Source organism: Polynucleobacter sp. MWH-HuK1 (assembly GCF_018881815.1).
Lineage (GTDB): Bacteria > Pseudomonadota > Gammaproteobacteria > Burkholderiales > Burkholderiaceae > Polynucleobacter.
The window spans coordinates 1,402,593-1,414,455 of sequence record NZ_JACVPP010000001.1 but is presented as its reverse complement, the minus strand read 5'-3'; the positions used below and the strand labels follow the sequence as shown (position 1 = coordinate 1,414,455).

Sequence of the window (11,863 nt, the reverse complement as noted above, 5' to 3'; positions counted from 1 at the left end):
TCCCCTCTCAGATGCCCGCACCCCCTTGGAGCTCTTGGGAAAAGTGGCTCCAATCCCCGCCAGGGCGCTACGTGCTTAATTGGGAGCAGCATTGCTATGATCAAATCGTTGCTGATGTCTTTGGCTTTCATGCTGTCCAAATTGGCTTGCCACAAATCAACACACTTAGCGAGAATCGGATGCCCCTTCAGGCGCTCCTAATTCATTCAAACGATAACCGCATCCATGCAGGCCGCTTTAAGTGGCATTTAATTGAAGCTAACTCTACTGAACTCCCTTTTGCTAGCGAGAGTCTTGATTTAATAGTTCTGCCTCATGTTTTGGAGTTTGCATCTGACCCGCATCAGATACTTCGAGAAGTCGATCGAGTGCTACGACCCGAGGGACGCCTAATCATCTCCGGCTTCAATCCAGCTAGCCTGTGGGGTGCTCGACAATATCTCAGTAGATTAATTGGCACACCTTATCTTCCAAGAGATGGACAATTCATCAGCCTCATTCGCATTAAAGATTGGCTTGAGCTTCTCAACTTCTCTCTCGATCGCGGCCACTTTGGGTGCTACAAATTTCCCCTACAAGGCGAGGCTGTTATGGGCCAGATGAATTTTCTTGAAAAAATGGGGAATCGTTGGTGGCCAATATTTGGTGCAGTTTTCCTGGTTTCAGCAATCAAGCGCCAACAAGGAATGCGCCTGATAGGCCCAGCATCTCTAGCCCGAATTCCGGCAATTAAGCAACTAAGCCCCGCTGCAGAGCGAAGTAATCTGCAAAAAGACCTCAAGAGCAACAATACCCAGTAAATTATTGCAATGCCGCATACCAAACCCCCTCATATCGTGATTTATACAGATGGAGCCTGCAAAGGGAACCCCGGACCTGGTGGCTGGGGCGCCGTTTTGCGATCAGGTGGTCACGAAAAACATATCCATGGGGGTGAAAAACTCACTACTAATAACCGTATGGAGATTTGTGCGGTCATTTTTGCCCTTAAAGCATTAAAGCAACACAGTACAGTCGAACTATGGACTGATTCTCAATATGTCCAAAAGGGAGTTACTGAATGGCTGGAGGGATGGAAAAGACGCGGTTGGAAAACAGCCAGCAAGGATCCTGTTAAAAACGCGGATCTTTGGCAAGAGTTAGACACCCTGCTCCCACGCCATGACATCTCCTGGCACTGGGTAAGAGGTCACAACGGCCACCCTGGGAATGAGCTGGCAGACCAATTAGCCAATAAAGGAGTTGAAGAATTTCTACCCTAGGCCAATGCCGTTCGGCAAGCACCTTTTAGGGCGTCTTATGAGAGAATGAAGCTGCTTTAAAGCCCCCAGAAACAGCGTATAAACCCTAAAAAACCAAGAAAAACGAAGTCTGTGTCAAAAATCGAATCCTCTATTGATAAGTTGTTAGGCAAGCTCGTGCAACTAAAGGATGCGGGCAAGTCACGTTTATGTGCGCTTTGGAATAAATATTTTCCTCAGTTTGATAAGCTTAAAGGCATAAATTACACATCTATCAAGGCGTTCATCAAACGTTTCAAGTGGCGCATTTTGATTGTTTTGATACTGCTGTATGCGGGTTCAAAAACATATGATTATTTTTTCCCAACAGGCAAGAAGGCTGGTGGCCCACAAACAATCACTAGTATTGTGGTTGAGAAAAAGGATATACCACTGATCATCGAGGCAACCGGCACGATTGTCTCCAATAGCATTGTTGATATTCGCCCAATGGTCACCAACACCGTTACTAAAATTCACATCAAGGATGGACAAGATGTAACAGAAGGTCAACTTCTCTTCAGTCTAGATGACCGAAACGACAAGGCTAATTACGAAAAACTAAAGGCCTTAGCGGATGATGCCCAAAAGCAATATTTGCGCGCAAAGGAGTTGGTGGCGAAGAACTTTATTTCCAAGGCAGGATTAGAGACGTCTTTTGCAAATGCAAAGTCAGCACAAGCAGCGGCCCGTTCAGCAGAGGTGCAGCTCTCATTTGACTCAATACGCTCCCCTATTAGCGGTCGCGCCGGCATTATTAATGTGTTTCCAGGCTCCTTTGTGCAGGCTAGCAATGCGGTAATTAGCTCAACCAATGCCTCCGCAACTACAACTACTGGGTCAATGGTTACTATTACCCAGCTGAATCCCATCAATGTTCAATTTGTAATTCCAGAAAAGGATATTCCTGTTATTTTGGAAAACAAAAAGGCTGATGAGCCCTTGAAAGTTAAAGTAACTGTTGGCAATTCTGGCAAAACTGCCTATGAAGGCCAGGTTTTGGTTATCGATAATCAAGTAGATCCAGCGATTGCCGCAGTTAGAGTTAAGGCACAGATTCCAAATGAAAAAATGGAGCTCTTGCCCGGACAATTTGCTCGCATCTCACTAAATGCCAGCACATTAAAAGACGCAATTGCGGTTCCAACGCAAGCTATTGTGATTAGCCCAACAGGACGCCTTATCTACGTGGTTGATAAGGATGACAAAGTGACTGCCAAGCCAGTAAAAGTCACTTATGAATACCAAGGCACCTCAGTTGTTACGGGTATTCAAGCTGGTGACCGTATTGTTGTTGAGGGCAAGCAAAATTTACGTACAGGCAGCAAAGTGCGCGAGGCTAAAGCTGGCAAAGTTCCAGCTCCTGATGCTCCCGCAAACAATAATTCTGCTGCAGAGCAAAAATGACGCTTTCTGAGCTATGTATTAGACGCCCCGTCATGACGGTGTTGCTATCTATTGCAACCGTCATTGCTGGAAGCGTGGCGTATTTCAAAATTCCAGTAGCTGCTCTACCAAGCTTCAATACCCCAATTATTTCAGTCACTGCCAGTCTTCCAGGGGCAGCGCCAGAAAACATGGCATCCGCAGTTGCCTTACCGCTAGAGAAGGAATTCTCAACAATCGATGGCATCAAGGTCATTAGCTCAACCAATTCACTCGGATCAACCAGCATCACCCTTGAATTCAATAATGATCGTGATATTGATAAGGCGGCTGTAGATGTTCAAGCAGCTCTCTTGCGCGCTCAAAGGCGCCTACCTATTGAAATGACGGTACCGCCTTCTTACCGGAAAATTAATCCTGCAGATACACCTGTATTAATCGTCCGTATGAGCTCGCCATCTATTAGTCTCTCGGAAATGAATGCCTATGCCGAGAATCTCATGGCACCGAATTTATCGACGATTTCAGGCGTTTCTCAGGTTTCTGTTTATGGCGCCAAGCGATATGCAGTTCGCGTTAGCGTGAAACCAGATGCCCTAGGTAACCGCAATATAACAATGGATGAAGTGGCTGCTGCCATCAATAAAGCCAACACTAATAGCCCTGTTGGTACCCTAGACGGCCCACGACAACTCATTACCATCTATGCAAATCCTCAATTAGTTAAGGCGGAAGAGTTTGGCAATCTCATCATTGCGCAGCGCAATGGATATCCAATTTATCTTAAGGATGTGGCAGATGTACAAGAAAGCTACGAAGACGTAAAAACTTTTGCATCAGCAAAAGGTGAAAGATCTATTGCAATTGGTATTAATAGGCAACCAAATGCTAATACGGTTGAAGTGGTTGATTCTATTAAACGTTTGTTGCCATCGCTTAAAGCGCAGATGCCTGATTCTATTCAGCTGACACTAATCAACGATCGCTCACTCTCAATCATTGAGTCTATCCATGACGTTAATATAACCCTGCTTTTCACTATTGCATTGGTGATTCTGGTCATATTCCTGTTCCTCAAACATGTTTCAGCAACTGTTATCCCATCAATTAGCCTTCCTATTTCCTTAATTGGTGCATTTTTTGTCTTCTATTTCTTGGGCTACAGCCTAGATAACATCTCTTTATTGGGTATTACGCTAGCTGTTGGATTAGTGGTTGACGATGCCATTGTTGTCCTAGAGAACATCATGCGTTACGTTGAACAAGGCATGGATCCTCTTAAGGCTGCGCTTAAGGGAAGTAAGGAGGTGGGTTTTACTATCGTTTCTATTTCCCTGTCTTTGGTAGCAGTCTTCATTCCGCTCTTCTTTATGGCGGGTCCAATTGGCCTCCTGTTCAGAGAATTTGCAGTGGTCGTTACGCTAGCGATTTTGGTTTCTGCCGTTGTTTCATTAACAATAGTGCCAATGCTTTGCAGCCGCTACTTGCCAAAGCCTGACCACAAACCAAAAGAATATGAAATTACCAAGAAATTTGATCGTCTTTTTGATTGGACACTAAAGGCATACGTTCACTTTTTAGACTTAGCCCTAGTGAATCGCAAAAAGGTATTGTGGGGTGCGATTGCTAGCTGCGTCATTACAGTCGCCCTCTTTATCTATAGCCCTAAAGGCTTCTTCCCCGAAGAAGATATCGGTCAATTGCGAGTTACGGTTGAAGCCTCAGAGGACACTTCTTTTAAAACGATGATTGCCCTGCAAGATCAAGCAGCCAAAATTGTTGATAGCGACCCTAACGTTGCTACATCTATTTCTATTTTGGGTGGCGGACAAAGCTCAGGACGCAATACCGGTCGGTTCTTCATCATTTTGAAGCCCAAAGATGAGCGTCAAAAAATGAGCAAGGTAATGGAAGGTCTTCGAACCAAGTTCAGAGAAATTCCCGGCATCCAGGTTTACATGAGCCCAGTGCAGAATCTACAACTAGGCGGAAGAAGTAGTAAAAGCCGTTACCAATTCACATTACAAAGCGTTGGCTTTGAGGGTGTAAATGAATGGGCTGACAAGTTGTTGCAAAAGATGCGGTCTGATCCGATCTTTAGAGATGTGACTAGCGATTCACAACTGAAGGGTCTTAACGTCAAAATCGAAATTGACCGTGAAAAAGCAGCGAGCGCTGGTGTATCCATAGCCGATATACGGACTGCCCTCTACTCTTCATTTGGCGAGCGCCAGGTGTCCACCATTTACACGCCAGTTAATACCTACTATGTCATTCTTGAAACAGCAGAGGATGATAGGCAGTTTGAAACAGACTTGAATAAAGTTTATGTACGAGGCAGAGCTACTGACAAGCTCATACCGCTGTCTAGCTTGGCTAGCTTTGTAAGAACGGTTGGTCCAACTGCCGTAAATCATCAAGGTCAAATTCCTGCTGTAACGATTTCATTTAACTTGGCACCAGATGTCTTTTTGGGAGACGCAACTAAAGCAATTGATCGATTTGTAAAAGAAGTTGATCTGCCACCTTCTATCATTACCAGCTATGGCGGCGATGCGGCTGTCTTTAAAGATAACCAATCTGGCCAAGTAATCTTATTACTAGCAGCCTTAGGTGTAATTTATATCCTACTTGGCGTTTTGTATGAGAGCTATATACACCCGCTCACCATTTTGGCTGGACTACCCTCCGCTGCTATTGGCGCCATCTTAGCCCTGCGTATTTTTGGTTTTGAGCTAACCATTGTTGCCTCAATTGGAATCTTGCTACTTATTGGTATTGTTAAGAAGAATGCGATCTTGATGATCGACTTTGCCTTGGATGCGCAACGCAATCAAGGCATGAGTCCAGAGAAAGCGATTAGAGAGGCTTGTATCTTGCGCTTTAGACCCATCATGATGACCACAATTGCCGCTTTGATGGGTGCACTGCCAATTGCCCTCGGCCTTGGTGCTGGTGCAGAGTTACGCCAACCTTTAGGCATCAGTGTTGCCGGAGGCTTGATATTTTCTCAATTTGTAACACTCATCATTACTCCGGTAATTTATCTTTATCTGGATAAATATGCAGGTAATGGTCCGATGGATATTCCACCTGCAGTTCTAGAGGGGACCTAATGCGTCAAGTTATTCTCGATACCGAAACCACAGGCTTAAACCCTGCTACAGGCGACCGCATTATTGAAATCGGTTGTGTTGAAATGGTTGGTCGTCGCTTAACAGATCGAACTTTTCATTACTACATCAATCCAGAGCGTGATATTGATGCTGGCGCCTTTGCGGTACACGGCCTCTCAAGAGAGTTTTTATCTGACAAACCAATTTTTGCAAATATTGTTGAGCAGCTTATTGAGTTTGTAGATGGCGCTGAAATTGTTATTCATAACGCAGCTTTCGACTTGGGTTTTTTAGATAATGAGTTCGCCCTCTTAAAACGCCCTCCGTTCCGTAACCTAGCTTCAAAAGTTACCGATACTTTGCTCGATGCACGCCAAATGTTCCCAGGCAAACGCAACTCCTTGGATGCTTTATGTGAGCGCTTCTCTATTAGCAACAAGCATCGCACCTTGCACGGCGCTTTACTGGACGCCCAACTTTTGGCCGAAGTCTATGTGGCAATGACAAGGGGTCAAGAGGATCTGTCTATTGATCTCATTGATTACACCGTAGGTGCAGATTCCTCTGGTCATACCAAAGCCCTGCCCGCCAACTTAAAAATACTTTCAGCATCAGAAGATGATCTACTCAGCCATGAAAAAATTCTTGCTGAAATTGCTAAAGCAAGTAAAAAGGACTCCGTTTGGAGTCCTTTAAGCACCTCAAGTTAAGCATCTGTTTAGATTGCTGCTGCAATCGCCTTGCCCAAATCATCAGTCTTTGCTGTTCCACCAAGATCAGGCGTCAAAGGTGCATTTCCAGGGCCAGAAGCTAATACTTTTTCGATCGCTGTAAATATAGCTTTGCCAGCCTCTGGATAGCCAAGGTGATCAAGCATCATTGCCCCGCTCCAAATTTGACCAATCGGGTTGGCAATCATCTTGCCAAAGATGTCGGGCGCAGACCCATGCACTGGCTCGAATAATGATGGGAACTTGCCTTCTGGATTAATACTTCCTGATGGTGCTACGGCAATTGTGCCGGTACAAGCAGGACCCAAGTCGGATAGGATGTCGCCAAATAAATTGCTTGCGACAACTACATCAAAACGATCTGGATTCATTACAAAGTGTGCAGCCAAAATATCGATGTGATATTTGTCTGTCCTAACATCCGCAAACTTCTTCGACATTGCTTCTACGCGCTCATCCCAGTAAGGCATCGTAATGGCAATTCCATTTGACTTGGTGGCTGAAGTGAGATGCTTCTTAGGACGACTTTGTGCCAGATCAAATGCGTATTGCAAAATACGATCTACACCTTGTCTTGTGAACACAGATTCCTGAATAACAATCTCACGATCAGTATCGGGGAACATTTTTCCACCAACACTGGAGTATTCGCCTTCAGTATTCTCACGCACGACAAAGAAATCGATATCACCAGGCTTTCGATTGGCTAATGGGCATGGAACACCTGGCAACAAGCGTACTGGACGTAAATTGACGTATTGATCAAAGCCACGACGGAATTGAATCAAGCTACCCCACAACGAAACGTGGTCAGGAAGAACGTCAGGCATTCCTACTGCGCCAAAAAAGATTGCGTCGTACTTCATTAAGGTATCGAACCAATCATCCGGCATCATTTTGCCGTGCTTGAGATAGTAATCACAGCTTGCAAAGTCAAAATGATCAAACTGCATTCCAAGATTAAATTTGCGATTGGCAGCCTCAAGTGCACGGACTCCCTCAGGCATAACTTCTTTACCAATGCCATCGCCTGGAATAACAGCAATCTTTGGATTTTTAAAAATTTTCTTTGCGTTCATAGGTAACTTGTCTCTTTATATTTTTTTGGTGAATATGAATTTTACAAATTTCTAGCTAATGGCACGGCGGATCTCATCCGGCGCCTTTTTACTACCTTTTTCTACAGAATCGGTATCGTAATCGGTGGTGTTTTCTATCGTCTCTGGAGCTGCTTCTAGCATGCGAATATTGTCTTTAGGGCAAATTGGTGCGCCATAACTAGCCCATTTTTTAAGCAAGGTAACCTCATAGCCGCATTGACTGCATTTAGCTTTGCTCCGACTAGCATTACTTGGCCTAGGAGGCGGAAAAACAATGGCCTGATGTGGATATGGCCCCAGCTCCTGGCTAATCATCATCAGCTTTACCGTTAACTCTTCTGTGGCATGTGCCATCCGGGCTGGACCTTCTAGACCAACCGTCTGAGCAATGCCCTTGAAATCCTCGCCATGACCACTAAAACAGTCATCTACGGCATGGCAAAGCTCATGCACCAAGGTATCTAAAAGCTGTACCGGCTCATCTAATTTAGGGGAGATAAATATCTCATTAACACCACCGCCAGATCGCTCACGAGGCCAACACTGACCGAGTGTTGTTCTGGGGCTGCTGGAGGCTGGAAAGCCACAGGAAACTCTTACAGGAGGGATTGCATAACCCGCTTTTGAAAATACCGGCTCCAAATGCCTTACAGCATCCTCAAGCCATGCTTCGCGAACTGTATGTTGCTTCATCTAACTGATCTTCTATCGAATTTCTGGGACAAAAAAGCTTAAATTGCGATCATACGCCACCATAAGTAGAATGAACCAATGAAAGATCTAGAAAGCCTGAGTGCCTCCCAAGCTATCAAAGCCCTCTCTAAAAGGGAGATAAAGGCCACGGATTTACTACTCTCCTGTCTTGACCGCATAGGGCAACGGGAGAGTCTTGTAAAAGCTTGGACTAGCCTTGGCAAGGAAAATGCCTTATCGCACGCCAAAGAGCTGGATAAAGGGGCATTTAAAGGTATTTTGCATGGACTTCCTATAGGCGTAAAAGACCTTTTTGACACCTATGACTTGCCAACCTCTTACGGCTCTCCCATCTACGCCAATCACTATCCAGTAGCCGATGCCGTTTCAATTGCATTGATGCGACAGGCCGGCTGCATCATTCTGGGTAAAACTGTTACTACAGAGTTGGCATCATTTAAAAGCGGTCCAACAACAAATCCACATAATTCAAGGCATACACCCGGCGGATCCTCAAGCGGCTCGGCGGCAGCGGTTGCCGACTTTATGGTGCCTCTAGCAACAGGCAGCCAAACAGCTGGCTCTATGATTCGCCCAGCATCCTATTGTGGCGTAGTGGGTTTTAAACCCAGCTTGGGTAAAGTTAGTATTGCGGGCGTTAAGAGCCTTTCGCCCTCATTAGACACTTTAGGATGTTTTGGTAGAGCGGTAGAGGATGTAGGGTTAGGTGTGGCAGCCATGAGTGGAGATCATCGTCTTGCAAAGATTGAGACTCTAAATAACAAGCCCCGCATTGCCATTTGCAAAACTTCAAACTGGTCACTTGCCAACAAGGAAACTGCAACAGCTATGGCTGTAGCACGTCATGCGGCGGAACATATTGCTAAATCAACTGTTACGGATTTAAAACTGCCCAAATCATTTGATGACATTACACAAGTACAAACTCGCATCATGCTCTCTGAAATGTCGCGCAGCTTTCTATTTGAGCGAACCCACTATCCAAAGAAATTAAGCTTGATATTAAGTAAGCAACTCACTGACGGTGCTGCAATCAGCTATGAGCAATATACAAAAGACTTAATTTTTGCCTGCAATGCAAAATCATCTATCAACGCCCTATTCATTGATGAGGTTGATCTATTGATAGCACCTAGCGCTACGGGTGAAGCACCCGATATAAAAGATGGGACAGGTGACCCCGTCTTTTGTCGAGAGTGGACTCTCTTGGGGCTGCCTTGTATCAATATCAATGTAACCAGTGGTCCGAGCGGATTACCTGTTGGCGTCCAGCTGATAGCTGGGCCAGGCAAAGATCATTTCCTTTTAAGCGCAGCAAGGGCCTTTGCACTTGCCTTGCCTGACCCCACCTTAAGAGATCAGGCATAGAGTAAATATCAGTCGAGCGTTATGTTTGCTGCTTTAATAGCTTTACTCCAAAAAGGGATTTCTTTCTTCACTAAAGCATCCGTTTGCGCTGGATTGAGATAACGTAGCTCTACTCCAGCCGAATCAGAACGCTCTTTTACCTCGGGTAATGCCAAACTCTGTTTTACTGAGTTTGTCAGTTTTGAGATAACGGGAGCTGGTGTACCTGCAGGTGCATACAAGGCAACCCAAGACTCTAACTGAAATGAAGGCAGACCTGCTTCTGCAGTGGTTGGTACATTAGGCATGCCAGGATGACGATTTTTTCCAGTTACAGCCAAGCCTTTTAATTTTCCGCTTTGTACATGCTGCATCAAAGAAGGTGGTGTACTAATGAATACTTGAACTTGTCCTGCCAATACGTCTTGAATGGCAGGTCCCGATCCCTTGTAAGGTACATGCACCATGTCTACACCAGTTGTTTGCTTAAAGATCTCTGTACCAATATGAGAAACCGAGCCATTGCCTTGCGATGCATAATTTAATTTACCTGGATTTGCCTTTGCGTATGCAATGAACTCTTTCAGGCTATTGACTGGCACCGATGGATGCACAGCAATCACATTCGTTGAGACAGTTAACAAAGCTACAGGTGAAAAGTCTTTAATTGGATCCCAAGCTAGCTTGTCAAATAATGCAGGGTTACCTACATGATATCCAGAGTAAGAAATTAATAAAGTGTATCCATCGGGCTTTGAATTAGCGACATATTGATATGCAATATTTCCGCTGGCACCTGGCTTGTTATCCACAACCACTGTTTGACCAATAACTCTTGTCAATGGCTCACTCAATAAACGAGCTGAGGTATCAACCAAACCACCGGGTGGATTCGGAACAACCAAAGTAATCGGTCTATCCGGAAATGATTGAGCAGATGCCAATCCTACAAAACCGAAACTTAATACCGCAAATACGCTACTTATAAATCTACTTTTATTCATCACTGTCTCCAGATTTTTATTATTGAAGCTTATCTTTGCCCAATTTTTACACTACCAAATACTGCTTGTGCTTCACGCGGCAAGCAGCGCCAATAACGCTCATTTGCTGTAACCGTTCCGTCCAAAGCCGCAGCCGCCTCCCAAGCCCAACGTGGTTTATATAAAAACGCTCTTGCTAGTGCAATTAAATCTGCATCACCCTCCTGCAAAATATCTTCAGCTTGCTGAGGCTCTGTAATTAAACCAACAGTCATAGTTGGCAAACCAGATTGATCTTTGACAATCTTTGCAAACGGCACCTGATAGTTTGGACCAATCGCAATTTTCTGTTTTGGAGAAATACCGCCTGAAGAGATATGCACAAAATCACAACCCAATGGTTTAAGTTGTTTAGCAAAATCCGCTGTTTCTTCGGGGGTCCACCCTCCTTCAATCCAATCGCTAGCAGAAATTCGGATGCCAAGAACACCTTGATAAGCCGCTCTTACGGCTGCAAATAGCTCCAGTGGAAACCGAATTCGATTTTCAAATGATCCACCGTATTCATCAGTGCGTTGATTGGCAATCGGCGATAAAAATTGATGCAGGAGATAACCATGCGCCCCATGAAGTTCAATGCCTTCAATGCCAATACGATCTGCGCGCTTAGCTGCTGCAACAAAATCCGCAATCAACTGCTTTAACTCGGCCTTACTTAATTCGTGAGGGGGGCGCTCTCCATCTAACTGCGGAATGGCTGAAGGCGCTAGCGTTTCCCAGCCACCTTGATCCATTGCAAGCAGTTGTCCACCATTCCAAGGTGTAGCACTAGAGGCTTTGCGACCTGCATGGGCTAACTGGATAAAAACGGGTACAGCGGGGGCCAAGGAGCGAGCACGGGTTAATTTATCTTTAAGCGCCGCTTCTGTGCGGTCATCCCACAGACCTAAGCAAGCTGGAGTTATGCGAGCCTCTGGGCTAACACCCGTGGCTTCAATAATGAAAAGTGCTGCGCCGCTATTGAGCAAATTACCCCAATGCATTAGGTGCCAGTCTGTTGCCTCCCCATTGCTGGCTGAATATTGGCACATTGGGGCCACTACTATCCGGTTAGCCAGCTCGAGGGGTCCACGTGGCGAATTGAGGCTGTAGCTAGAGAATAAAAGACTCATTGAATACCTTAAAAAGCCCAAATAAGGGTCAAAA

General features: G+C 45.2%; 10 protein-coding genes. 6 read left to right on the top strand and 4 right to left on the bottom strand.

Going from position 1 to position 11,863, the window contains the following annotated elements; all coding sequences use genetic code 11:
* Positions 1-11 precede the first annotated feature (11 nt).
* The 5 genes from ICE93_RS07275 (at position 12) to dnaQ (ending at position 6,492) form a co-directional block, all read left to right on the top strand.
* Positions 12-800: a class I SAM-dependent methyltransferase gene (locus ICE93_RS07275; protein WP_255554535.1), complete on the top strand. Its 789-nt coding sequence runs from the start codon at positions 12-14 to the stop codon at positions 798-800.
* A gap of 9 nt (positions 801-809) precedes the next feature.
* Positions 810-1,262, top strand: coding sequence for a ribonuclease HI (gene rnhA / locus ICE93_RS07270; protein WP_216186940.1), 453 nt, complete (start codon positions 810-812; stop codon positions 1,260-1,262).
* 111 nt (positions 1,263-1,373) lie between these two features.
* The gene (locus ICE93_RS07265) at positions 1,374-2,687 is read left to right on the top strand and encodes an efflux RND transporter periplasmic adaptor subunit (protein WP_216186938.1); all 1,314 of its coding nucleotides are present in this window, start codon (positions 1,374-1,376) and stop codon (positions 2,685-2,687) included.
* Positions 2,684-5,782: an efflux RND transporter permease subunit gene (locus ICE93_RS07260; RefSeq protein ID WP_216186936.1), complete on the top strand. Its 3,099-nt coding sequence runs from the start codon at positions 2,684-2,686 to the stop codon at positions 5,780-5,782. Before ICE93_RS07265 ends, ICE93_RS07260 begins: the two co-directional genes overlap by 4 nt.
* Positions 5,782-6,492, top strand: a complete 711-nt coding sequence (gene dnaQ / locus ICE93_RS07255; RefSeq protein ID WP_216186934.1) for a DNA polymerase III subunit epsilon — start codon at positions 5,782-5,784, stop codon at positions 6,490-6,492. The genes ICE93_RS07260 and dnaQ overlap by 1 nt, the downstream gene beginning before the upstream one ends.
* Before the next feature lie 8 nt (positions 6,493-6,500).
* Here the strand turns inward: dnaQ and ICE93_RS07250 are convergent, their stop codons facing one another.
* Positions 6,501-7,592 carry a tartrate dehydrogenase gene (locus ICE93_RS07250; RefSeq protein WP_216861310.1) on the bottom strand — a complete coding sequence of 364 codons (1,092 nt, stop codon included), beginning with the start codon at positions 7,590-7,592 and terminating at the stop codon, positions 6,501-6,503.
* A gap of 51 nt (positions 7,593-7,643) precedes the next feature.
* Complete coding sequence (locus ICE93_RS07245; RefSeq protein ID WP_216186933.1) at positions 7,644-8,306, bottom strand: SprT family zinc-dependent metalloprotease; 663 nt, start codon at positions 8,304-8,306, stop codon at positions 7,644-7,646.
* A gap of 78 nt (positions 8,307-8,384) precedes the next feature.
* Here ICE93_RS07245 and ICE93_RS07240 point away from each other — a divergent pair, with 78 nt between their 5' ends.
* Positions 8,385-9,695: an amidase gene (locus tag ICE93_RS07240; RefSeq protein WP_216186931.1), complete on the top strand. Its 1,311-nt coding sequence runs from the start codon at positions 8,385-8,387 to the stop codon at positions 9,693-9,695.
* An 8-nt stretch (positions 9,696-9,703) separates the two neighbouring features.
* Here ICE93_RS07240 and ICE93_RS07235 read toward each other — a convergent pair whose 3' ends face one another.
* Positions 9,704-10,678, bottom strand: a complete 975-nt coding sequence (locus ICE93_RS07235; RefSeq protein ID WP_216186929.1) for a tripartite tricarboxylate transporter substrate binding protein — start codon at positions 10,676-10,678, stop codon at positions 9,704-9,706.
* A gap of 29 nt (positions 10,679-10,707) precedes the next feature.
* The gene (locus tag ICE93_RS07230) at positions 10,708-11,829 is read right to left on the bottom strand and encodes an NADH:flavin oxidoreductase/NADH oxidase (RefSeq protein WP_216186927.1); all 1,122 of its coding nucleotides are present in this window, start codon (positions 11,827-11,829) and stop codon (positions 10,708-10,710) included.
* Positions 11,830-11,863: the final 34 nt, after the last annotated feature.

Bases quoted from the DNA above. Each gene is read 5' to 3' on its own strand.
- ICE93_RS07275 (WP_255554535.1), top strand. From the start codon at position 12: ATGCCCGCACCCCCTTGGAGCTCTTGGGAAAAGTGGCTCCAATCCCCG.
- rnhA (WP_216186940.1), top strand. From the start codon at position 810: ATGCCGCATACCAAACCCCCTCATATCGTGATTTATACAGATGGAGCC.
- ICE93_RS07260 (WP_216186936.1), top strand. From the start codon at position 2,684: ATGACGCTTTCTGAGCTATGTATTAGACGCCCCGTCATGACGGTGTTG.
- dnaQ (WP_216186934.1), top strand. From the start codon at position 5,782: ATGCGTCAAGTTATTCTCGATACCGAAACCACAGGCTTAAACCCTGCT.
- ICE93_RS07250 (WP_216861310.1), bottom strand. From the start codon at position 7,592: ATGAACGCAAAGAAAATTTTTAAAAATCCAAAGATTGCTGTTATTCCA.
- ICE93_RS07245 (WP_216186933.1), bottom strand. From the start codon at position 8,306: ATGAAGCAACATACAGTTCGCGAAGCATGGCTTGAGGATGCTGTAAGG.
- ICE93_RS07240 (WP_216186931.1), top strand. From the start codon at position 8,385: ATGAAAGATCTAGAAAGCCTGAGTGCCTCCCAAGCTATCAAAGCCCTC.
- ICE93_RS07235 (WP_216186929.1), bottom strand. From the start codon at position 10,678: ATGAATAAAAGTAGATTTATAAGTAGCGTATTTGCGGTATTAAGTTTC.
- ICE93_RS07230 (WP_216186927.1), bottom strand. From the start codon at position 11,829: ATGAGTCTTTTATTCTCTAGCTACAGCCTCAATTCGCCACGTGGACCC.